The 21,658-nt window shown below is 70.7% G+C and carries 21 protein-coding genes, 1 tRNA gene and 1 pseudogene; 13 read left to right on the plus strand and 10 right to left on the minus strand.

Annotation, left to right across the window (positions count from 1 at the left end; genetic code table 11):
• The first annotated feature begins 395 nt into the window (after positions 1 to 395).
• From FM051_RS35445 to FM051_RS35465, 6 genes and pseudogenes are all read left to right on the plus strand, one after another.
• Positions 396 to 1,532 carry a hypothetical protein gene (locus FM051_RS35445; protein ID WP_238412898.1) on the plus strand — a complete coding sequence of 379 codons (1,137 nt, stop codon included), beginning with the start codon at positions 396 to 398 and terminating at the stop codon, positions 1,530 to 1,532.
• Positions 1,533 to 1,560: 28 nt separating this feature from the next.
• A complete protein-coding gene (locus FM051_RS35450) occupies positions 1,561 to 2,451 on the plus strand; it encodes a restriction system modified-DNA reader domain-containing protein (protein WP_158851201.1) in 891 nt (296 codons plus the stop codon).
• A gap of 189 nt (positions 2,452 to 2,640) precedes the next feature.
• Positions 2,641 to 3,624 (plus strand): bifunctional DNA primase/polymerase, encoded by a 984-nt coding sequence (locus FM051_RS52295; RefSeq protein WP_238412274.1) that lies wholly within the window; start codon positions 2,641 to 2,643, stop codon positions 3,622 to 3,624.
• Positions 3,625 to 3,683: 59 nt separating this feature from the next.
• A pseudogene (locus FM051_RS52300) lies at positions 3,684 to 4,043 on the plus strand (DNA cytosine methyltransferase); the annotation flags it as partial.
• Between the two features lie 305 nt (positions 4,044 to 4,348).
• Positions 4,349 to 5,884, plus strand: coding sequence for a YfjI family protein (locus FM051_RS35460; RefSeq protein ID WP_158842673.1), 1,536 nt, complete (start codon positions 4,349 to 4,351; stop codon positions 5,882 to 5,884).
• 360 nt (positions 5,885 to 6,244) lie between these two features.
• Positions 6,245 to 7,450: a tyrosine-type recombinase/integrase gene (locus FM051_RS35465; RefSeq protein ID WP_158842674.1), complete on the plus strand. Its 1,206-nt coding sequence runs from the start codon at positions 6,245 to 6,247 to the stop codon at positions 7,448 to 7,450.
• 137 nt (positions 7,451 to 7,587) lie between these two features.
• Here FM051_RS35465 and FM051_RS35470 read toward each other — a convergent pair.
• The 7 genes from FM051_RS35470 to FM051_RS35500 all read right to left on the minus strand — a co-directional run bounded on the left by FM051_RS35470 (position 7,588) and on the right by FM051_RS35500 (position 13,608).
• Positions 7,588 to 7,661, minus strand: a tRNA-Pro gene (locus FM051_RS35470).
• A gap of 178 nt (positions 7,662 to 7,839) precedes the next feature.
• Complete coding sequence (locus FM051_RS35475) at positions 7,840 to 8,913, minus strand: sensor histidine kinase (RefSeq protein WP_158842675.1); 1,074 nt, start codon at positions 8,911 to 8,913, stop codon at positions 7,840 to 7,842.
• 38 nt (positions 8,914 to 8,951) lie between these two features.
• Complete coding sequence (locus FM051_RS35480; RefSeq protein ID WP_158842676.1) at positions 8,952 to 9,608, minus strand: response regulator; 657 nt, start codon at positions 9,606 to 9,608, stop codon at positions 8,952 to 8,954.
• A gap of 21 nt (positions 9,609 to 9,629) precedes the next feature.
• Positions 9,630 to 11,036 carry a ribosome biogenesis GTPase Der gene (gene der / locus FM051_RS35485; protein WP_158842677.1) on the minus strand — a complete coding sequence of 469 codons (1,407 nt, stop codon included), beginning with the start codon at positions 11,034 to 11,036 and terminating at the stop codon, positions 9,630 to 9,632.
• Positions 11,033 to 11,677, minus strand: a complete 645-nt coding sequence (locus FM051_RS35490; protein ID WP_158842678.1) for a lysophospholipid acyltransferase family protein — start codon at positions 11,675 to 11,677, stop codon at positions 11,033 to 11,035. Before FM051_RS35490 ends, der begins: the two co-directional genes overlap by 4 nt.
• Positions 11,674 to 12,402 carry a (d)CMP kinase gene (cmk, locus tag FM051_RS35495; RefSeq protein WP_158842679.1) on the minus strand — a complete coding sequence of 243 codons (729 nt, stop codon included), beginning with the start codon at positions 12,400 to 12,402 and terminating at the stop codon, positions 11,674 to 11,676. Before cmk ends, FM051_RS35490 begins: the two co-directional genes overlap by 4 nt.
• A 90-nt stretch (positions 12,403 to 12,492) precedes the next feature.
• Positions 12,493 to 13,608, minus strand: a complete 1,116-nt coding sequence (locus FM051_RS35500; RefSeq protein ID WP_158842680.1) for a DUF1015 family protein — start codon at positions 13,606 to 13,608, stop codon at positions 12,493 to 12,495.
• Positions 13,609 to 13,629: 21 nt separating this feature from the next.
• Between FM051_RS35500 and FM051_RS35505 the strand changes: the two genes are divergently transcribed.
• The 5 genes from FM051_RS35505 (at position 13,630) to FM051_RS35525 (ending at position 17,858) form a co-directional block, all read left to right on the plus strand.
• Positions 13,630 to 14,112 carry a cation:proton antiporter regulatory subunit gene (locus FM051_RS35505; protein ID WP_158842681.1) on the plus strand — a complete coding sequence of 161 codons (483 nt, stop codon included), beginning with the start codon at positions 13,630 to 13,632 and terminating at the stop codon, positions 14,110 to 14,112.
• Between the two features lie 5 nt (positions 14,113 to 14,117).
• Positions 14,118 to 15,302, plus strand: coding sequence for a cation:proton antiporter (locus tag FM051_RS35510; protein WP_158842682.1), 1,185 nt, complete (start codon positions 14,118 to 14,120; stop codon positions 15,300 to 15,302).
• Between the two features lie 140 nt (positions 15,303 to 15,442).
• Positions 15,443 to 16,645 (plus strand): S8 family serine peptidase, encoded by a 1,203-nt coding sequence (locus FM051_RS35515; RefSeq protein WP_158842683.1) that lies wholly within the window; start codon positions 15,443 to 15,445, stop codon positions 16,643 to 16,645.
• Positions 16,646 to 16,679: 34 nt separating this feature from the next.
• Positions 16,680 to 16,907 (plus strand): hypothetical protein, encoded by a 228-nt coding sequence (locus FM051_RS35520; RefSeq protein WP_158842684.1) that lies wholly within the window; start codon positions 16,680 to 16,682, stop codon positions 16,905 to 16,907.
• A gap of 63 nt (positions 16,908 to 16,970) precedes the next feature.
• Positions 16,971 to 17,858, plus strand: coding sequence for a mechanosensitive ion channel family protein (locus tag FM051_RS35525; RefSeq protein WP_158842685.1), 888 nt, complete (start codon positions 16,971 to 16,973; stop codon positions 17,856 to 17,858).
• 176 nt (positions 17,859 to 18,034) lie between these two features.
• Here the strand turns inward: FM051_RS35525 and FM051_RS35530 are convergent, their stop codons facing one another.
• Complete coding sequence (locus FM051_RS35530) at positions 18,035 to 18,382, minus strand: DUF6401 family natural product biosynthesis protein (RefSeq protein ID WP_158842686.1); 348 nt, start codon at positions 18,380 to 18,382, stop codon at positions 18,035 to 18,037.
• A 102-nt stretch (positions 18,383 to 18,484) separates the two neighbouring features.
• Here FM051_RS35530 and FM051_RS35535 point away from each other — a divergent pair, with 102 nt between their 5' ends.
• Entirely contained in the window at positions 18,485 to 18,901 is a 417-nt protein-coding gene (locus FM051_RS35535; protein ID WP_158842687.1) for a DUF6319 family protein, read from the plus strand.
• 89 nt (positions 18,902 to 18,990) lie between these two features.
• Here the strand turns inward: FM051_RS35535 and FM051_RS35540 are convergent, their stop codons facing one another.
• The gene (locus tag FM051_RS35540; RefSeq protein WP_158842688.1) at positions 18,991 to 19,944 is read right to left on the minus strand and encodes a quinone oxidoreductase family protein; all 954 of its coding nucleotides are present in this window, start codon (positions 19,942 to 19,944) and stop codon (positions 18,991 to 18,993) included.
• 5 nt (positions 19,945 to 19,949) lie between these two features.
• A complete protein-coding gene (locus FM051_RS35545) occupies positions 19,950 to 20,789 on the minus strand; it encodes an SDR family NAD(P)-dependent oxidoreductase (RefSeq protein ID WP_158842689.1) in 840 nt (279 codons plus the stop codon).
• 106 nt (positions 20,790 to 20,895) lie between these two features.
• On the opposite strand from FM051_RS35545, the gene fabG reads away from it, so the two are divergent.
• Positions 20,896 to 21,657, plus strand: coding sequence for a 3-oxoacyl-ACP reductase FabG (gene fabG / locus FM051_RS35550; protein WP_158842690.1), 762 nt, complete (start codon positions 20,896 to 20,898; stop codon positions 21,655 to 21,657).
• Position 21,658 lies beyond the last annotated feature (1 nt).

The raw sequence follows: 21,658 nt of genomic DNA on the forward strand, positions 1-21,658 counted from the left end.
GGTCATGCCCCGGCCGGAGCGGGTGCGGCCCCCGGTGCGCATCCGGTGGTTGTCGGGCCGCACGACTATGGACGCTTCCTTCGGCGCATGAAGTCAAGCGGTACATCAAAAAAACACTTGTCTCGTGTGGACGGACACCGATCCGCCTGTGTCGTTGGTACAAACAGGTCCACTTCGTTCGCGCATCACGCACCGGCATTGACATCCCGGTCCGCACGAAGCGTCCATACACGTCAGCCCGACCGACAAACCATTGGGAACAAAGGGGGTTGACGAATGCGCGACTTTCCCGCGCTCTCGCCGTGGGGCGGCCGGCGGTGCCGGGCCCGCGGTGCACACAGCACGGAACGGCGCCTCGCGTTCACTAACCACGCCGCGCCGCAGGGGAAATCGTCATGACCGCCGTGACAGCGCGGGACGTGCCCGAGATCCGGGCGCGGATGACCGACTGGGCGCGAGATCCCGGACTCGACGGGGCGGGGAACTGGTTCCGCTTCTTCCTCGGTCCCAGCCCCGACGGAGCCACCGAGTCCCGTGTGTTCGACCGTATCGACGACGTAGGAGCCACGATCGCGGGCACGCTCGCGGTCCAGTTCCCGGCGGCTGAATTGTTCTACGTATCCGCCGACATGACCGACCTCGCCCGCCACGCCGCCGACACGCTGACCGACTACCGCCTGCACCCCGAGGACCTGCCCGCCCAGGTCGGCCTGATGGTCTACGAGCACCCACCGGTAGAGGGAACCGCCGGCGCGCGCCACGACGACGTCTCGGTCGTCTCGTGGGGACCGGGACGCGGAGGCTTGTGGGCGCACACCTGGGCAACCACATCCCCATCGCAGCGCGGCATCGTGCGGATCGGCCGCACGCTCGCACAGGCACCCCACGACGAGGTGCTGGCACGAGCCAGAACAGCCGCCACGCGCGATCTTCCCGAACCGTCACCGGAGAACAAACCCTCCGCCGACGCGGAGGTCGCCGACCAGGCGGCCGACCACATCCTCGCCACGTTCCTGCCGAACCTGGAGCGCGCCCCGGTGCCGCCGTCGTTCGCCCCGCCGCACGGCTACGAGTGGTGCGCGCTCACACCGATGGAGTTCACCGAGATGCAAGGCTGGCCGGGCGGGGTGTCCGGAGGCGAGTCCACTGTCGACACCGACGCCACGGTCGCCTTGCAGCGCACCATTCTCGCCACATGGCTGCTGATGGGACAGACCCTCGTGCGCTCGGAGTCGATGACCGCGCCTCGCGCCGCCCGCCGCCGGATCGAACGCCTCGACCCGGTTCTGGACCCCACCGTGCGCTACATCGACCTGCGGCGCGCCCGCACCGAGCCCCCCGACCGCCCCGACGACGACTTCGGGAAGGGCACGCGGGAGTACCGGCACCGGTGGATCGTGCGCGGTCACTGGCGCAACCAGTACTACCCCAGCCGAGGCGACCACCGCCCCATCTGGATCGACCCGCACTTCGCCGGTCCCGAGGACAAGCCGTTGCTCGGCGGCGAGCGCGTGAACGTCCTGCGCCGATGAAACCCAACCGCTGCACGACCATCCGACCTTGAAGGGCACCACCGTGACCACCGGATCCAACCCTGTCCCGCCCCACCAGTCGGCCGCTGCCGCGCCGAACACCGACCAGCGCACCGATGACCCCGGCGTGTCCACCGCGACGCCACAGCCCGACGAAGAGACGGCGTTGCTGCGCTGGGAAGGACTGCCCGTCGACGCGACGGTGCTCGTGCCGTCCCTCGGCCCCACACCGATGCGCACCCCGCACGACGCCTGGGCGATGCTCGTACTCGCCGTGGACATCCTCGGCGACGTCGACCCCGACACCGCCGGACAGGTCGCCCTGTTCACCGCAACGTGGCTGCGTGGTCGGCCACCGGCCGACCTGCACGACGGCGACCTCGTCATCCGACTGACCCCTCCCGACCAGGACCCCGACCTGCCGGAGGGCGACGAGCACGCCGTCGACGTGGAGATGCTGCTGGCCTATCGAGGCCGGTGGTTGCCCGTCGGCCGCTGGTCGGGGATGGACGAGCGCTGGCCGTGGACCCTCGCTCCCACCGCCGCCGCCGTGATGAGCCTGTACGTCGACGCCGCCGAGACCCTCAGCCGCGACATGGTGCTGAACTCCGAACGGCCGGGCTCCTCGCCGTTTCGGTGGGCGGGCACCGTCGTGAGCGACCTGCTCACCGCCAAACTCCTGGAGGTCGGCGACGAGCTGGTGTGGGACCGCCGTGCCGGCCAAGTCCGCCACACCGCCCGCATCCGCATGGACGGCACCTTCCTGCTCGCCGACGAACGGGTCTTCGCCACCCCCTCGGCCGCCGCGACCGCACTCGGCGGCAAACACCACCACGGCTGGAGCGCGTGGCGGCGGACCGCCGACGGCCGCGCCCTGGACGACCTGCGAGCCGAACTGCGCGCCCCGCACGAGCGGTAACCCGCCACCACCGTCCGGGGGACCTCGCCCACCGCCGTGGGGGTGTGGCGCCCCCGGCCACCCCCCCGCCCCCCCCCCCGGGGCCGCCCCCCGCCCCCACCCCCCCCCCGGGCCCAACCCCGCGGGGGGGCGCGGGGCCCCCCCCCGCCCCGCCCCCCACGCCCCGACCACCGGAAGGAGACCACCACCGTGCACACCAACGACATGCTCACCGTCGCCCTCGATGCCGTCGCGCGGGGCTGGCACGTCTTCCCCATCCGGCCCAACTCGAAGAAGCCGCCCGCTCTGCACGGCGAGGACGACTGTCCGCGTTCGGGAATCTGCGCCACCACCCACCAGGGATGGGAACAGCGAGCCATGAACGACCCCGACCAAGTGCGGTGGTTCTGGAACAGCCGCCGCTACAGCGGCTGCAACGTCGGCATCGCGGCCGGACGAAGCGGGCTGCTCGTGGTGGACATGGACACCCTCGACTCACCCGCCGACGTGCCCCCGGACGGCTGGAAACGGGAGGGGGTCCGGGACGGACGCGACGTGTTCACCGTGGTCTGCCAGCAGGCCGGTCAGCCGGTGCCGTGGGAGACGCTGACCGTCGACACCCCCAGCGGCGGCCGGCACCTCTACTTCCACGCACCCGAAGGCACGCAGCTGCGCAACACCCAGGGAGCCACCGGCAACGGACTCGGGTGGAAGGTCGACACCCGCGGCTGGGGCGGCTACGTCGTCGCCCCCGGATCGACCACCCCGACCGGCCGATACGAACTCGTGGAAGACCTCCCCGTGGCCGATCTGCCCACCTGGTTGGTCCACCGCCTGTCCCCCAAGCCCGTCACGACCACCACAGCGGCCCCTCAGATCGCCTCACAGCGGTTGCCCGCCTACGTCGACGCCGCTGTCCGGGGCGAGTGCCGATACGTCGCACAAGCCGCACCCAACGAGCACAACAGCGTCCTGTACGCCGCATCCGGGCAACTGGGCCAACTCGTCGGTGGCGGGATGCTCCCTGCGTTTCAAGCCGAACAAGCCTTGTACGCAGCCGCTACCCACATGATCAACGGACCGTGCCGGTGCACCGAACGCGAGATCCGCCGCGTGATCGAGAAGGGCTTGCGCGCCGGACAGCAACGCCCACGCACCGCACCCGCCGACCAAACCCGCCGAGGTGCCGCGTGAACGTCCTGGAGCTGTTCGCCGGAATCGGAGGCCTGTCCCTGGGCCTGGAGCGCGCCGGGATGCACGTAGTGGGCCAAGTCGAGATCGACCCGTTCTGCCAGCGCGTGCTGGCCCGACACTGGCCGGAGGTCCCCCGCCATGACGACGTCCGCACCGCCGCCGAGTGGTGGCAGTCCCAACAGCGGCCCGTCGTGGACGTCGTCGCCGGCGGGTTTCCCTGCCAGCCCGTCAGCGACTCCGGACGGCGTCTCGGCACCGACGACCCCCGGTGGCTATGGCCCGCAATGCTCGCCGTCATCCTCGCCCTACGGCCCCGATGGGTCCTGTGGGAAAACGTGCCCGGTCTGCTCACCCGTGGACTTCACATCGTCCACGCCGACCTTGTTCGAGCCGGCTACCGACACCGCATCGGCCGTACCTCCGCTTGTGCAGTGGGTGCCCCACACCCACGTGAGCGGCTGTTCGGACTGGCCCACACCACGAGCATCGGATGCCAGTCGCGGTGGAGTCCTGGGCCGCGACCGGCACCACTGGAACCTCACCGACGCGGTGCGCAACCGGGACGGCCGTGGACCGGTCAACCCCGACCTCATGGAGTGGCTTATGGGGTTTCCGCCGGGGTGGACCGACGTCGCGGACTCGGCAACGCCGTCGTGCCCACCGTCGCCGAACACATCGGCCGCCTGATCATCACCACAGACCGCGACGAACGGGACGGCGCAGCATGAGCACCACACGAACACTGCACGCCGTTCCCGAAACCGACACCACCACCCCGGCGCCAGAGTGGGAAGCGCCGATGCCACTGGGCACCAGCCGCGCCGTCCCGCCCTTCCCGATCGACGCGTTCCCGACGTGGCTGGCCGACCACGTCACCGCAGTCGCCAACCTCACCCAGACCCCGCCCGATCTCGCCGGATGCCTCGCCCTGGTGGCGTTGTCCACGGCGGCCGGCGGGCGGGTGCGGGTCCAGGTGCGGCCCGGTTGGGATGAGCCGGTCAACCTCTACTCCGTCGTCGTGCTCCCGCCCGCATCACGGAAATCCGCCGTGTTCAAGGCGATGACCCGGCCGATCCGCGCGGTGGAGAAGGAACTCGTCGCCGAGGCGAAAGCAGAGATCGAGTCAGCCCGTATCGGGCGACGCGCCGCCGAAGAGTTCGCCGCCCGCGCGGAAAAGGCCGTGTTGTCGGCCGACCTGTCCGACCGTGACGCCGCGCTGGAAGCCGCGGTGAACGCCGCCATGCAGGTCGACAAGAGCGCCATGCCGATCACCCCGCGGCTGATCGCCGACGACGCCACGCCGGAAGTCGTCGCGACTCTGCTGGCCGACCACGGCGGCCGGATCGCCGTGCTGTCGGCCGAAGGCGGGCTGTTCGGCACGCTCGCCGGCCGCTACTCGGGATCGCCGAACCTGGACGTGTTCCTCAAAGGCCACGCCGGTGACCTCCACCTGGTGGACCGGCAAGGACGGGAAGCCACCGCCGTCGAGGAACCCGCGATCACGTTGGGCCTGACCGTCCAGCCGTCGATCCTGGACGGTTTGGCCCGCAACGAAGCGTTCCGGGGAACCGGGCTGCTGGCCCGAATCATGTATTCCCTGCCCGTCAACACCGTGGGCAGCCGCATTTCCCGCCCCACCCCTGCGGCGCCCGAAATCGCCGACGCCTACGACACCCGCATCCGGTCCCTGGTACGCGAACTCGCCGAGTGGACCGACCCCGCCGTGCTCGTGTTCACCCCGGCCGCCGACGACCTCATGGCCGACCTGCAAGACGAGATCGAACCCCGCCTGCACCCCGTCACCGGCTCCTGGGCACACCTCGGCGACTGGGGCGGCAAACAGGCCGGGCTCACCGCGCGCATCGCCGCCCTGCTCCACCTCGCCCACAACCCCACCAGCTGGGCCGGTGCCATCACCACCGACACCTTCACCGCAGCACGCCGCATCACCGACTACGCCGCCGCCCACGCCCTCGCCGCGTTCGACCGCATGGGCAGCGACCCCGTCATCGACGACGCACAGGTAGTCCTGGACTGGATCGAGCGTACCCACCCCACCTCGTTCACCGTCCGGGAGCTGTTCACCGCGATGAACCGCGCCAGGTTCAAGAAGGTCGGTGACCTCACCCCCGCCCTGGACCTGCTCGAACAGCACGGCCACATCCACCACAGCCCGCCGCCCGAACGACGTGGACCCGGCCGCAAGCCGTCCCCGACGTACTACGTCCACCCCACCCACCGGGCCGGAGACCAGTCGTGACCCTCCGCAGAATCCGCACAATCCGCAGAATCCCGCCGACCGACCTGTTTCCGCAGATCAAGCAGGGTGCGCCCCGAACGGCCGTGCTCTCCGCAGAACTTCCGCAAAACCTCCGCAGAATCCACCAGGCCCCACCCACCGGGTGCCCAGCACGCGGATCACCTGGAGCACCCGACGAGGGCAGGTCCGGCAGCCGCCCACCCCGGCCGCGACCGGCCCCGTGAATTCTGCGGAGGTTTTGCGGAGATTCTGCGGAGTCTGACCATGATCACCCCACAACCTGCCTACCAGCACAAACGACCACATCCGGTCAATTCTGCGGATTCTGCGGATTCTGCGGAGGCCCAAGGAGCCCCAGCCATGCCCAAGCCCGGACGACGTCCACCGATCGGCGTCGAACTGTCCGACGACATCGAGCACCTCCCCGACCGTCCGACGCCCTACCGCGCCCGCGTCCGCTGGACCGACCCCGCGACCGGCAAACGCCCTTCGTTGTCCAAGTCGTGCATGACTGAAGAGCAGGCACAAGCCTGGATCGACGCCATGAAGCGCGCGGCGGCCGGCGGAGTGGACCCCAGCGCCGGAGAGATGACGCTCACCGACTACGGCAACGCCAACATGCCGTTGGCGCTCCGCGGCCTGGAAGCCAAGACCACCGATCCCTACCTGGCCGGATGGCGCAAACGCGTCGTGCCGACCATCGGGCACATCCCCGTCCAGATGGTCACGCACGGCGTCGTCGACCGCGCCGTACACGGCTGGATCGCCGACGAGCACAGCCGCTCGACCGTGAAGAACAGCATCGCCGTCCTAGTCCGCGTCATGGAACAGGCGTTGCGCGACGAGATCATCGACCGCAACCCGGCCAGGATCACCGGATGGCAGCGCGAGTACGCCCGCGCCGAAGACGAGCTGGACGACCCGCGATCCCTCGCGCTGGCCGACTGGACGGCGCTCACCCACCTTGCCGATGCGCTGGTCGCCAGTTCCTCGAACGAGTACGAGGGCTGGCGCGACGTCGTGCTGTTCGCCGCGTGCACCGCGGCACGCATTGGCGAAGTGTCCGGCTGCCGCGTAAAAGACCTCGACACCACCGAGTGGACCTGGAACGTGCGGCGCCAGACCACCAACGGACCGGGCGGACTGATCGACAAAGGCACCAAGGGCAAACGCGCACGCCGCGTCCCCATCATCGAAGAGATCCGCGAACTCGTGGAACGACGAATCGCCGAGACGGACGGCACCGGAGACGCACGCCTGTTCACCGGCCCACGAGGCGGCCGGATCACCACCGCCGTACTCCGCGACGCCACCCACTGGGACGACGTCGTCAACAAGCTCGGATACGAACACCTACGCCGCCACGACCTGCGCCACACCGGGCTGACGTGGATGGCCGACGCGGGCGTGCCGGTCCACCACCTCCAGAAGATCGCCGGACACGGGTCTCTGACCACCACACAGCGCTACCTGCATCCCGACCGCCGATCGGTCACCGACGCGGGCGCGCTGCTCTCCCAGCACCTCCAGAAGTCCACGCAAACCCCGCGGCTGCGCGCCGTCTAACCACGTCTCACAGCCCCCGGTCCACAAATGGTCCACAAAACCAGGCTGTGACGATCTTGGACATGATCCACATCCGGGCACGAAAAAGCCCCGCTGATCAGGTGTTTTACCTAGATCAGCGGGGCTTCTTCAGACCGTCGGGACGACAGGATTTGAACCTGCGACCCCTTGACCCCCAGTCAAGTGCGCTACCAAACTGCGCCACGTCCCGGCCGCATCCCGTTGTGGGGTGCGCGGATAGCTTAGCGCACTCGCAACGAGCCCCCGACGCGGCCCCCCGGGTTGGGCGATCAGGCGGTCTACCTGCGGGAATGACAGAGGCCCACCTCTTGGCGGGCCTCTGTGCTCCCCTCGGCCTCAACCGCTCCCCCGGATCGACGCCCTGCCTACTATGCGTTCGCCGGGTTTCGTGCACTACCGCCGAAAGTCGAGTCATCTGCGTCAACTTTCGACGGACCCGAGGGTAGGTTCGCTTCCACCGCGAAGCTGCCGTCTGGTCGGGTGTTGGTGGTCAGGGTGCCGCCTACCAGGCTCACGCGTTCTCGTAGACCGTGTAGGCCGTGGCCGCCTTGCTCTGGTGGCGGTGTTCGGGTTGTGGGTGGACCGTTGACTATCGAGACCCGCAGGCGTCCGTCCTTTTTAGACAGTCGCACTTGGACCGCGGCACCGGGGGCGTGTTTGGTGACGTTGGTCAGGGCTTCCTGGATGATTCGGTACACCGCGCGGCCTGTGGCGGGTGGTGGTGGTTGGCCGCTTTGGTCTTCGTAGGTGACGGTCAGGCCTGCTGATCTTGCTCGGTCGATGAGGGACTCGATGCCTTCGAAGCCCGGGGTTGGTTCGGTGTTGAGGAGGCCCAGTGCCGCTCGCATCTCGGCCAGGGCTTCCTTGGCCAGTGCTCGAAGGCGTAGGGCCGTGTCGCGGGTTTTCGGGTCCTCGGTGGTGGCTGCCAGGGCTGCCGACTCGACGGCGATGAGGGTTGCGTGGTGGCCTACGGCGTCGTGGATCTCCCGGGCGATTCGGGCGCGTTCGGAGGCCCTGGCGCCGTGTTCGCGTGCCTCCAGCTCGGCGGTTCGGGCGCGGGAGGCTTCGGTGAGGCTCGCGGTCAGTTCGCGTCTGGTGGTGATCAGGGCGCCCAAGGCGGTGGGGGCGCCGGCCATGAAGAGGCTGAACGTGAACGTCAGGAGGGCGGCGGCGGGGGCCAGGGACTGGGTGACCACCACCAGGGTGGACGGGAGGATGGTTGCGAGAGTCACCCAGGTGATCATCACTGGTACCGAGGACTTGCGGCCTATGCGGTACATGGCGACGACGGTGGGTGGCCAGCCGAGTCCTCCGATGAGGCCTGGCATGCAGATCAGGGCCGCTGTCCAGGGTTTCCAACGGCGTATCGGGAGGAGTAGGCACGCCGCTAGCGCTGTGGGGATCGACCACGTGTACGGGACGTAGTCGGCCAGCAGGACCATCGCGGCGGGCACCGTGACGACCAGGAACTCGAGGAAGATCACCACGTGCCCACCTGGTGCGCGACGAGGGCGGCTTGGACTCGGTTCTCGACCCCCAGCTTGGTGAGCACGGTGGAGACGTAGCTCTTCACCGTCGCCTCGCTGAGGCCCAGCGACGCGGCGATGGCGCTGTTCGGCTGCCCGCTCGCCAAGAGGGTGAGGACCTGGCGTTCACGGGCGCTCAGGCCGTCGAGGTGCGGGTTGTCGCGCAGGCGGGCCGCACGCAGCTTGGGCAGGAGCCGCGCGGTGATCCTGGGGTCCAGGACCGCTCCCCCGGCGGCCAGGTCGAGCACCGCGCGGACCAGGGCGTCGGGCTCGGCGTCCTTGAGCAGGAAGCCCTGGGCTCCCAGTTCCAACGCCGTCGCCACGTAATCGTCCAGGTCGAACGTCGTCAGCACCGCCAACGCGGGCGGGTCCGGCCACGCCAGCAGTGCCTTCAACGCCGCCAGACCGTCCATGCCCGGCATCTGCACGTCGACCAGCGCCACGTCCGGCCGGAACCGGCGCACGACGTCCAGCAGGCCGACGCCGTCCGCGGCCTCCGCCACCACCTCGACCCGGCCGTCGGCCTCCAGCAACACCTTCAGCCCTCGGCGGAGCAGCGCTTCATCGTCAGCGAGGACCAATCGCACCGGCACGACGCCAGGCAACCGCATTCCGCCTGCCGGAGCAACCGATCACTTCTTCGGGCGCTTCTCCCGCACCCGCACCGAGATGCGCACCGGGCTGCCCGCGAAGTCGAACTCCTCGCGCAGCTTCCGCTCGATGAACCGCCGGTACCCGGCCTCCAGGAAACCCGTCGTGAACAGCACGAACGTCGGCGGACGGGTGCTCGCCTGGGTGGCGAACAGCACCTTCGGCTGCTTGCCGCTGCGCACCGGCGGCGGGGTGGCGGCGATCAGGTCGGTCAGCCACGAGTTCAGCCGTCCGGTGGGCACCCGGGTGTCCCAGGAGTTCAACGCCGTCCGCAACGCGGGCGCGAGCTTGCGCACCGCGCGTCCCGTCAACGCGGAGATGTTCACCTTCTCCGCCCACGGCACCCGGACCAGGCCCCGCTCCAGCTCACGCACCATCGCGTGCCGCCGGTCCTCGTCCACGAGGTCCCACTTGTTGAACGCCAGCACGCACGCCCGACCCGACTCCACGACCATGGTCAGCACCCGCAGGTCCTGCTCGCTGATCGGTTCGGACGCGTCCAGCAGCACGATCGCCACCTCGGCGGACTCGATCGCGGCCTTCGTGCGCAGCGACGCGTAGTACTCCGCGCCGGACGCGAAGTTCACCCGTTTGCGCAGGCCGGCCGTGTCGACGAACCGCCACAGCTCGTCGTCGAGCTCCACGAGGGAGTCGACCGGGTCGACGGTGGTGCCCGCGACGTCGTGCACGACGGACCGGTCCTCGCCGCTGAGCCGGTTGAGCAGGGACGACTTGCCGACGTTCGGCCGGCCGACCAGCGCCACCCGGCGCGGGCCGCCGCGGACCGCCTCGAACGTCTCGCGCGGCGTCTCCGGCAGCGCCTTGAGGATCGCGTCGAGCATGTCGCCCGAACCGCGTCCGTGCAGGCCGGACACCGGGATCGGCTCACCGAGGCCCAGCGACCACAGCGACGCGACCTCGGCCATCAGCCGCTCGTCGTCGACCTTGTTCGCCACCAGCAGCACGGGCCGCTTGGACCGGCGCAGCAGCTTCACCGCGGCCTCGTCGTTGGTCGTCGCGCCGACGGTGGCGTCCACCACGAACAGGATCGCGTCGGCGGTGGCCATGGCGAGTTCCGCCTGCGCGGCGACCGCGGCCATCATGCCGACGGCGTCGGGCTCCCAGCCGCCGGTGTCGACCACGGTGAACTTGCGCCCGTTCCACAACGCGTCGTACGCCACCCGGTCACGGGTGACGCCTGGCACGTCCTGCACGACCGCCTCACGGCGGCCGATGATGCGGTTGACCAGGGTCGACTTGCCCACGTTCGGCCGGCCGACCACGGCCAGCACGGGCATCGGCGGCGCGCCGCCCTCTTCGCCCTCCACCGTCTCGTCGAACGCGGTCCAGTCGGACTCGTCCGCCCAGGTGCCGTCCAAGTCCGTCATCTTGCTTCTCCTCGCTGGCTGTCGAGCTCGGCCACCAACGTGGCCAAGCGGTCGCGGACCTGCTCGGTGGCCTTCACGAGCGCCTGGCGACCCTTGTCGGTCGGCAGCTCGAACGGCTCACCCACGAGCACGTCCACCACGGGCCGGAACCGGCGTCCGGTTCCGGCCGGGCGCAGGGTTCCCCGGCACGCGACGGGCACGACGACCGCGCCGGTCGAGCGGGCGAGCCACGCCGCGCCCTTCTGGGCCTCGGTCACGTCGCCCGTGCCGCGGGTGCCCTCGGGGAACACGCCGACCACGCCACCGGCCCGCAGCACCTTCTGCGCGGCCAGCAGCGGCGCCCGGTCGGGCTCGCCGCGCCGCACGGCCAGCTGGCCGATCTTGCGCAGCAGCGTGCCCACCACGCCCTTGAACATCTCCTGCTTGATCAAGAACACCACACGCCGGGGCAGGACGCCGAACAATATCGGCCCGTCCGCCATCGAGCTGTGGTTCGCCACGACGACCACCGGGCCTGCCAGCGGCATCCGCGAGACGCCGTGCACCCGCACGCGGAACGGCGTCCGGAAGGGCCCGCGCGAGATCCACCGGCCGATGTCGTGCAGCCAGGGCGCCGAGCCCTCGGGGAGCTGGTCGGTCACCCGCGCACCCGTCCGCTCGTCCGGGCCATCAGGCCGTGGTCGTCCACCAGTTCCAGCAGCGCGTCCAGCGTGCCGGGGAGGTCCAGCGACGTCGTGTCGAGCACCACCGCGTCGTCGGCGGCACGCAGCGGCGACACCGCGCGCGACGAGTCGTAGGCGTCGCGGCGCTGCACGTCGGCGAGCGTCGCGTCCAACGTGGACTCGCGGCCGGAGGCGGTGTCCTGCTTGGCGCGGCGCTGGGCGCGGGCCTCGGCGTCGGCGGTCAGGTAGACCTTGAGCGGGGCGTCGGGCACGACGGCGGTGCCGATGTCACGGCCCTCCACCACGATGCCGCCCGCCTCGTCCAACGCGGTCGCGATGATCCGGCGCTGTTCGGCGACCAGCAGTTCGCGCACCGCGGGCACGGCCGAGACCGGTGACACGGCCAGCGTCACCTCGGGGCCGCGGATCTCCGTGCCGACGTCCTCGCCGTCCAGGAACGTCGTGGAGCGGTCCGGGTCCGTGCCCTGGACGACCGGCGCCGCACGGGCGACCTCGGCGACCCGTGCCTGGTCGGTGAGGTCGACGCCGGCGCGCAGCACGGCCAGCGTGATCGCGCGGTACATCGCGCCGGTGTCCAGGTAGCGCGCGCCGAGAGTGGCCGCGAGTCGGCGTGCTGCGGAGGACTTGCCGGTGCCGGAGGGCCCGTCGAGGGCCACAACGCCACGCAGCTCACCGTGTCCCACGGGTTTTCCTCCTCAACGCGACGGTCGTCAACCGCCAATTGTGCCTGGTGCGGCACGTCACACCCGCATCAGGGCCAGTCCGTGCCCAGGTCAGTCCAGATCCGCCAGCAGCAGGCCGCTGCGCGGCTTCGGGGTGAAGTAGGTGCTCTTGCGCGGCATCCGGCCGCCTTCCGCGTGCACGGCCAGCACGTCGGCCAGCGGCACGGGTGCCATCAGCAGGACGGCGTCCAGGTCCGCGCCGTCGGGGGCCACCGGGACGTCACCGGTCACCGGGCGCACGTGCGGGCTCTCCGGGTCGAGCCCGAGCGCCTTGTCCAGCAGCACGGCCTCCACGAACGCGTGGTCCACGCCGTCCGACGGCAGTTCGACGCGAACGGCGGAGGTGCCGGCCACCGCGACCACCACCCCCGGTGACGGGCGGGTCGCGGCGTCGACCGGCGTCACCGTCAGCCCGACCGCACGCCACGCGACGGTCAGGTCCGCCAACGACAGCCCGGTGCCGACGACGGCCCGGTGGATAGGCCCGATCCGCAGGTCGGGACCGGCCGTGACCAGCGCCAACAGCCCGGACAGCCCGGCCGACGCGGCCACCCGGTGGTTGCCGTCGGCCACCATCAACGGGTGCTCGCCGGCGGCGGCCAGCAGGGCGTCCTGGCGGTCGCCCGGCCCCACCAGCCACAGCCAGTGCCGCCGCCCACCGGGATCGACCACGGACACGGCCGGCTCGTCGTCCACCTCCGCCACCAGCCGGGTCAGCCCGACCTCGCGGGCGACCGGCACGAGCATCGCCGCACTGGTCACGCAGCCGAGGCCGGACAGCACGCGGGCGCGTTCGGCGACCACGTCGGGGTAGACGTCCTCGGTGTGCCCGACGGCCGCCGGGTCGACCATGCACAGCAGCCCGTACGCGGTGCCGTCCGGGCCGTCCACGCGGTACGGCGCAACGACGTCGCGCACCTCGCGGTAGGCGTTGCGGCGCAGGTGGGCGAGTTCGGCGCGGGCGTGCGGCAGGGCGTCGAACAGGCTCGACCCGGCGGCCAGCGCGGCGGGCGTGCGGTGCGGGTGCTGCACGGCGAGCAGCGTGCCGGGACGGGCGCGGGCCAGCGCGGCGACGATCCGCTCGGGCTCGGCGAACTCGTCCACGTCCGGTCCGGGCACGCGGTCGCGGACCACCCATCCCCGGCTGATCGCCCCGACACGTCCCATCACCCGATTATGATCGGGTGGATGAACGTCGAGGTGACGCCGCTTCCGGGGATCGGCACCCGCCAGGACTTCATGATCCGAGCAGGCCGTCGGATCGGGGTGATCACGCACCGCGACGGCAAGTTCGACCTGATCGTCTCGCACCCGGACGACCCGGACGACTGCGTGGCGTCGATAGCGCTGACGCCCGCCGAGGCGAGCACCCTGGCGGGCCTGCTCGGCGCGCCGCAGCTGGTCGCGCTGCTCGAAGAGCAGCACCGGGACGTCGCGGGCATCTCGACCAGGCAGTTCCCGATCGTGCCCGGCTCCCGGTTCGACAGCGCCGCGCTGGCCGCGACCGAGCTGCGCACCCGCACCGGCGCGTCCATCGTGGCCGTCGTGCGCGGCGGCGCGGTGCACCCGTCGCCGCGGCCGGACTTCGTCTTCGCGGGCGGCGACCTCGTCGTCGTGGTCGGCACCACGTCCGGTCTCGCCGAGGCGGGCGAGCTGCTGGGCGGTGGCTGAGCACCTTGCACAACACCGCAATCGCACTCATCCAATTGGGCGCGGTCTTCTTCGGGCTGGGCCTGCTCGGCAAGATGGCGTGGCGGATCGGCATCTCCCCGATCCCGCTCTACCTGATCGGCGGCCTGGCGTTCGGCCAGGGCGGCCTGGTGCCGTTGCACGGCATCGAGGACTTCACCCACATCTCCAGCGAGATCGGCGTGATCCTGCTGCTGCTCCTGCTCGGCCTGGAGTACTCGGCCGCCGAGCTGGTGACCGGCCTCAAGCGGTCGTGGACGGCCGGTGTGGTGGACATCGTGCTGAACGCGACGCCGGGCGTGATCGCCGGGCTGATCCTGGGCTGGGGTCCGGTCGGCGCGCTGGCGATGGGCGGCGTCACCTACATCTCGTCGTCCGGGATCATCGCGAAGGTGCTCGGCGACCTGGGCCGGCTGGGCAACCGGGAGACGCCGGTGGTGTTGTCGATCCTGGTGTTCGAGGACCTGGCGATGGCGGTCTACCTGCCGATCCTGACCGCCCTGCTGGCGGGCGTGAGCTTCCTCGGCGGGTTGAGCGCGGTGGGCATCTCGTTGGCCGCGATCACCGTCGTGTTGATCATCGCGCTCAAGTTCGGCCGGTACGTGTCGGCGCTGGTGGACAGCCCGGACCCGGAGGTGTTCCTGCTCAAGGTGCTCGGCGCGGCGTTGCTGGTCGCGGGTGTGGCGTCGCAGTTGCAGGTGTCCGCGGCGGTCGGCGCGTTCCTGCTGGGCATCGCGATCTCGGGGTCGACGGCGGAGAACGCCACCCGGATGCTGGAGCCGCTGCGCGACCTGTTCGCGGCGATGTTCTTCGTGGTGTTCGGCCTGAACACGGATCCGGCGTCGATCCCGCCCGTGCTGGGGCTGGCGGTGGCGCTGGCCGTGGTCACGACGTTGACGAAGGTGGCCACCGGGTGGTGGGCCGCACGGCGGCAGGGCGTCGGGCGGATGGGCCGGGCGCGGGCGGGCGCGGCGCTGGTGGCGCGTGGCGAGTTCTCCATCGTGATCGCGTCGCTCACCGTGGCGTCCGGCGCGGTGGACGGGCGGTTGGCGGCCCTGGCGACGGCGTACGTGCTCCTGATGGCGGTTCTCGGGCCGGTCGCGGCACGGGTGGTGGAACCGGTGGCGAGAAAGTTCACTCGAAAGCGTGGTGCCGAGCCTGCGGCGGCCTGACCTGTATCTCTTCGCCGTTCGGAGCCTCCACTAGGCATACGAACCACGTTCGACTCACGCGGCCAACTCTTACGGCCGATTGAGCACGAGCGTGATCCGGGGTTACACCTGACTGTCGTCCAACCCCGAAGGGGACCGTCATGTCACAACCAACGGGCGCCGAGACCACTGGCCGCTATCTCGTGCTCCTCGAGGACAAGTCCGTCGCGGCGGGCGCGCGGGAGATGAACCGGGTCGCCGGGATCAACGCCGCCAGCACCGCGGACGCCGCCAGCACCGAAGAGCTCGCCGCGGCCGATGGCCTGATCTTCCAGGACCTGGGCATCGCCGTGGTCGACGCGACACCGGACCAGGTCGCGCAGCTGACCCAGGCCGCCGAGTCGCCGGGCCCGATCTCCGTGGTCGAGGCCGAGCGGATCGTGCACGCCTACTCCGCGCCGCCGGACACGGGCACCGACGAGGCCGCGGCGCCCGCCGTGGACGAGTCCGTGTTCACCTGGGGCCTCCAGGCCGTGGGCGCGAACCTCAGCAAGTCCACCGGCAAGGGTGTGCGCGTCGCCGTGCTCGACACCGGTTTCACCGTCGCGCACCCGGACTTCGCGGGCCGCGTCGTGATGACGCAGTCGTTCATCACCGGCGAGTCGGTGGACGACGCGCACGGTCACGGCACGCACTGCATCGGTTCCGCCGCGGGTCCGCGTCAGGCGGCCAGCGGCGGTCCGGGATACGGCGTCGCCTACGAGGCCGAGATCTACGCGGGCAAGGTGCTGTCCAACAAGGGCAGCGGCACGGACAGCGGCATCCTGGCCGGTATCGAGTGGGCCATCGCCAACGGCTGCGCGGTCATCTCGATGTCGCTGGGCGCGGCCGTGCGGGCGGGCACGCCGCACTCGCAGATCTTCGAGCAGGCCGCCACGCGTGCGATGGGCAAGGGTTCGTTGATCGTCGCGGCCGCGGGCAACGAGAGCGACCGGCCGGGCAAGCTCGCGCCGGTGGGCCACCCGGCCAACTGCCCGTCGATCCTCTCCGTCGGCGCGGTGGACGTGCAGCGGGCGATCGCGTTCTTCTCCTGCGGGACCGTCGACACCATCGGCCAGATCGACCTCGTCGGCCCGGGTGTGGACATCTACTCCAGCTGGAACAAGGAGGACGGCGGCCTCGGCATGCACAAGCGCATCCAGGGCACCAGCATGGCGACGCCGCACGTCGCGGGCATCGCCGCGCTCATCGCGGAGAAGTACGGCTCGCGCGGGTGGGAGCTGTGGGCGAGGTTGTCGCAGTCCGCCCGTCGGCTGGGCTTGCCTTCCACGGATGTGGGTGCAGGATTGGTGCAAGCTCCCTAGTGCACCGAGGAGCCGGATCACCGACGGAGGCGCCGTGGACAAGGTCGTGGTCTCGGTAGCCGACGACAACCTGGCCGACCTGCCCACCGTGGTGTCCGCGCTGCGCGACGCCGGGATGGTGGTGGAGAACGTGCTGGAGACGCTGGGCGTGGTGACCGGGCGGGTCGCTCCCGAGGTGGGCGACCTGCTCGGCGCCGTGCCCGGCGTCTCGCACGTCGAGGTGGACCGCACCGTGCGGCTGCCGCCGACCCCCGAGGTTTGACCCGACCACATCGGGTAACCGGTTTGGCAGAGACGAACCGGTCGTCCGAGGAGGTCGAAGACGATGAAAGCCCTGCTCGCCGTGCAGACGGTGCAGGCTCAAGGCATCGGTGACGCCGCCGGTGACGCCCTGCGCTCCGTGGTGACCTTCCTGCCGAAGCTCGCCGGGTTCCTCGTCGTGCTGCTCATCGGGTGGATCGTCGCCCGGGTGCTGCGCTCCGCGGTGAACAAGGTGCTGGAGCGCGTGCACTTCCACCGCGCCGTGCAGCGCGGTGGCATCAACGAAGCGTTGGAGCGTTCGAAGTTCGACGCCTCGGGGCTGGTCGCGCAGCTCGTGTACTACGCGGTGCTGCTGATCGCGCTGCAGATCGCGTTCGGGCTGTTCGGGGCGAACCCGGTGAGCGACCTGCTGAACCAGATCGTGGCCTGGCTGCCGCGGGCGATCGTCGCGATCGTCATCATCGTGGTCGCCGCCGCCATCGCGCGGGCCGTGCAGGACATCGCGACGCGTGCGCTCGGTGGGCTCACCTACGGTCCGACGCTCGGCAAGATCGCCTCGTGGTTCATCATCGCTCTCGGTGTGATCGCGGCGCTGAACCAGATCGGTGTCGCCACCACCGTCACCACGCCGATCCTGATCACCATCCTCGCGACGATCGGCGGTATCGCGGTCGTCGGCGTCGGCGGTGGCCTGATCAGGCCCATGCAGCAGCGCTGGGACGGCTGGCTGACGAGGGCCGAGAACGAGGTGCCGCAGGCCAAGGCGCAGGCCGAGGCCTACCAGCGCGGCCGTGAGGACGTGCAGCGGACGCAGGTCGCGCCGACGGCGGCCGGCGAGCAGACGACCCGGGTCACCGAGACCCCGGCACACGCGGCGAACATGCCGACCCCGCCGGTCGGCCAACCGGTCCAGCCGCAGCCGGGCCAGTACCCGCCGGGTGAGCAGCGGTAACCGCATTCGGCAACCGCACGCGGTAGAACACACGCCAGATCGGATCGAACGCTTCGCAGGGGTCCTCGCCAAGGGGACCCCTGCTTTTATTCTGCCCGAGGGGTCCGACAATTCCGGTTGCCGAGCACGCTGTGACGCGACGTCCGGTCGGTCGGCCGGTGCGACGACGCCGCGACCTAGGCCTCGAGGGCCGGCTCGTCGCGGCGGGCCAGGTGGCAGACGGCGGCGAGTCTCAGCGTCGTCCAGTCCGCGTTCGCCCAGTCCACGATCGACGGCGGCGCCCAGCCCTGCGCCGTCGCCTCGTCCAGCACGCCCTTGGCGTAGCCGGCGAGCAGCACCACACCCGCCACCGCCGCCGCGGGCACGCCGAACGCGAGGATGTCGCGCACCGCCGCACCGTGCTGGTCGACGACGGCCAGCACACCGGGCGCCAACACGCCGGGCGTCAAGACCGCCGCGATACCCATTTCGTCGCTCAGCCGGTCCAAGAACCGGCGAGCGGAGAAGTCCCTCCAACCGCTCACAAGCTCGACACCCTACGCTGTGCGGGGCGATCGACCCATCATCGAACACGTGTTCTATGATCACGCCGGGTCGAGCCGGATGCGCAGAGAGGAAACGAGAACGTGGAGGCGGACACGCTCGTGGAGCAGGAAGAGAAGGTGGACGCCGAGGCGCCCGCCGCACCCGTGCAGCAGGAGGTCGCACCCGTGCCGCAGGAAGAGACCGAGGCCAAGCCCGCGACGAAGCGGCCCAAGTCGACGGCCAAGAAGACCCGCACGGTCGAGCTCACGCTGACCGTCACCGGGACCGCCGACGGCGAGTGGCAGGCCGACCTGGTGCACGGCACCAAGCGGGTCGTGCAGGGTCTCGTCATCTCGGCGGCGGCGGTGTCGCGGGCGGCCAAGGAGCTGCACGACGACATCGCCGGCGGTATCGACGAGGTCATCGAGGCAGCCCGTACCCAGCACCGCACGCGGATGGAAGAGCTGGAGGCCGAGCTCGCGAAGGTCAAGGCCGCACTGGCCGAACTGAGCGACTGACCGACCGGACATCCGGGAACGGGGGCCACCCGATCGACGAGCGGCCCCCGTTTCCGCGACGCCTCAGCGCGATACCTCAGCGCGACGCCTCAGCGTGACGGGTCCAGCACCAGCTTGCCGGTGGTGCGGCGGGCCCGCAGGTCCTTGTGCGCCTTGCGCACCTCGGACAGCCCGTACTCGCCGCCCGGCACGGCACGCAGGTCACCCGCCAGGACCAGGTCGAACAGCTCGGCCATGGCCCGGTGCACGACGCGACCGGGCAGCTTGAACGCGTGCGGCAGCCACATGCCCGCGATGGCCGTCGAGTGCGACAGCAGCCGGCCGGGGTCGACCGGGGTCGGCCTCTGCCGGCTGGCCATGCCGTAGAACGCGAGCCGCCCGAACGGCGCGAGCGCGGCCACGCTCTGGTCGGTGACGGCGCCGCCGGTCATGTCCAGCACGACGTCGACCCGCCGCCCGCCGTTGGCCTCGCGCAGCACGTCGGTCATGTTCTCCGCGGTGGAGTCGACGGCGACGTCCGCGCCCAGGTCCAGCGCGAGCTTGCGCTTGTCCTCGGTGCTCGCGGTGGCGATGACGCGTCCCGCGCCCCACTTCTTCGCCAGCTGCACGGCCAGCGACCCGACCCCGCCCGCGGCGGCGTGCACGACGACGGTCTCACCCGGCTCCATGTGCGCGCTGCGGCGCAGCAGCAGCCACGCGGTCGCGCCCTGCACGACCATGCTCAACGCGGTGAGGTCGTCCACGCCTTCGGGCACGTCGAACGCGGTCGCCTCGGGCACGACGGCCTTCTGCGCGTACCCGCCGTGGTTGGTCAGGCCGACCACGCGGCGGTCGCCCGCCGTGCCGACGACCTCGCCGCCGGGCACCATCGGCAGTTGCATCTTGGCCAGGTAGGAGTTCTCGGCCTGGTGGGTGTCGGCGTAGTTGAGGCCCGCGCGGCTGACCTCGACGAGCAGTTCGCCGGGCCCCGCGACGGGATCGGGGAGTTCGACCTCGTTGAGGACTTCCGGTCCGCCGAACTCGGTGATCTGGATGGCGCGCACGGGTGTCAGTTCTCCTCGGTGGTGATCGGGTCGGTGGTGATCGGGTCGGTGATCGGGTCGTGGTCGATGGAGACGCGCTCGCCGGTGGCGGTGCGCGGGCCGGGCGGGTTGGGGAAGGTGAACGGCGCGCTGGGACGTCCGGCCTGCACGAACCAGCATTCGCCTGGCTTGCCGTCGCGCAACACGGCGACGAACGCGTCGACCACGTCGTCCACGCTCATCACCGGCATGCCGGAGGACACCAGTGCGGATTTGAAGCCGGAGATGATCGCGGTGTCGGCGAACGACGGGCACACGGCGTTGACGGTGACGCCGTCGGTGGCGAGCACCGGTCCCAGGCCGCGGACGAGCCCGACGACGGCGGCCTTGTTCGCGCCGTACAGGGGGTCCATGGGCATCGCCATCAGGCCGGCCATGCTGGCGGTGGCGACGATGCGCCCGCCGCGCTTCTTCAGCTCGGGCAACGCCGCGTGCACGCCGTACACCACGCCGTCGAAGTTGATCCCCATGACCTTGCGGTACCGCTCGGGGTCGAAGTCGTCGCCGAGGCCGAACCCGGTGCCGATGCCCGCGTTCAGGACCGCGATGTCGAGCCCGCCGAACCGCTCCACGGCCGTCGTCACCGCCGCTTCGCCGTGCCGGGGATCGCTGACGTCGCAGTGCACGAACACGCCGTCCACCTCGTCGGCGACGGCTTTGCCCCGATCGTCGTCCACGTCGGCGACGACGACGGACGCGCCGGCGGCGGCCAGTCTGCGCGCCACCCCCGCCCCGATGCCGTTCGCGGCTCCGGTGACCAGTGCGACCTTGCCCGAGAACTCCACCGCGCCTCCTCTGGCTGACATTCCGACCAGTCGGTATGGTTCTCCTGACGCGCTCTGGCGTCAAGGCGACCCTGCCAGGTAGGTTACTAAGCGGTTGCTTAGGCCCGCAGATCAAGGAGGACTGACCGTGGCCGAGACGGACGCACGGGTGGCCATCGTCACCGGTGCCGCACGCGGCATCGGCGCCGCCGTAGCCACGCGGCTCGCGCAGGACGGCCTGGCCGTCGCGCTGCTCGACCTCGACGAGGGCAGCTGTGCCGACGCCGTGGAGAAGATCAAGGCCTCCGGCGGGACGGCCATCGCGGTGGGTGTCGACGTCAGCGACAGCGCGGCGGTCGACGCGGCGGTGCAGCGGGTCGCCGACGAGTTGGGCGCGCCGACCGTCCTGGTCAACAACGCGGGCATCCTGCGGGACAACCTGCTGTTCAAGATGACCGACGACGACTGGGACGCGGTGATCAACGTGCACCTGCGCGGCTCGTTCCTGATGAGCCGGGCGGTGCAGAAGTTCCAGACGGCGGCGAAGTGGGGCCGCATCGTCAACATGTCGAGCACGTCGGCGCTGGGCAACCGGGGTCAGGCGAACTACTCGGCGGCCAAGGCGGGCCTGCAGGGGTTCACCAAGACGTTGGCGATCGAGCTGGGCAAGTTCAACGTGACCGTGAACGCGATCGCGCCGGGGTTCATCGCGACCGACATGACCGCCGCGACGGCGGCGCGGGTCGGCGTCGACTTCGAGGACTTCAAGAAGGGCGCGGCGGCGATGATCCCGGTCGGCCGCGTCGGCACGCCGGAGGACATCGCGCACACGGCGTCGTTCCTGGTCAGCGAGGGCGCCGGGTTCGTGTCCGGTCAGGTCGTCTACGTCGCCGGCGGACCGAAGGACTGAC

This window comes from Saccharothrix deserti (assembly GCF_009769385.1).
Lineage (GTDB): Bacteria > Actinomycetota > Actinomycetes > Mycobacteriales > Pseudonocardiaceae > Actinosynnema > Actinosynnema deserti.

What these genes read in the sequence shown, in the direction of transcription:
- FM051_RS35445 (WP_238412898.1), top strand. Translation starts at nt 396, where the DNA reads ATGACCGCCGTGACAGCGCGGGACGTGCCCGAGATCCGGGCGCGGATG.
- FM051_RS35460 (WP_158842673.1), top strand. Translation starts at nt 4,349, where the DNA reads ATGAGCACCACACGAACACTGCACGCCGTTCCCGAAACCGACACCACC.
- FM051_RS35465 (WP_158842674.1), top strand. Translation starts at nt 6,245, where the DNA reads ATGCCCAAGCCCGGACGACGTCCACCGATCGGCGTCGAACTGTCCGAC.
- FM051_RS35475 (WP_158842675.1), bottom strand. Translation starts at nt 8,913, where the DNA reads ATGGTCCTGCTGGCCGACTACGTCCCGTACACGTGGTCGATCCCCACA.
- FM051_RS35480 (WP_158842676.1), bottom strand. Translation starts at nt 9,608, where the DNA reads ATGCGGTTGCCTGGCGTCGTGCCGGTGCGATTGGTCCTCGCTGACGAT.
- der (WP_158842677.1), bottom strand. Translation starts at nt 11,036, where the DNA reads ATGACGGACTTGGACGGCACCTGGGCGGACGAGTCCGACTGGACCGCG.
- FM051_RS35500 (WP_158842680.1), bottom strand. Translation starts at nt 13,608, where the DNA reads ATGGGACGTGTCGGGGCGATCAGCCGGGGATGGGTGGTCCGCGACCGC.
- FM051_RS35505 (WP_158842681.1), top strand. Translation starts at nt 13,630, where the DNA reads ATGAACGTCGAGGTGACGCCGCTTCCGGGGATCGGCACCCGCCAGGAC.
- FM051_RS35515 (WP_158842683.1), top strand. Translation starts at nt 15,443, where the DNA reads ATGTCACAACCAACGGGCGCCGAGACCACTGGCCGCTATCTCGTGCTC.
- FM051_RS35525 (WP_158842685.1), top strand. Translation starts at nt 16,971, where the DNA reads ATGAAAGCCCTGCTCGCCGTGCAGACGGTGCAGGCTCAAGGCATCGGT.
- FM051_RS35545 (WP_158842689.1), bottom strand. Translation starts at nt 20,789, where the DNA reads ATGTCAGCCAGAGGAGGCGCGGTGGAGTTCTCGGGCAAGGTCGCACTG.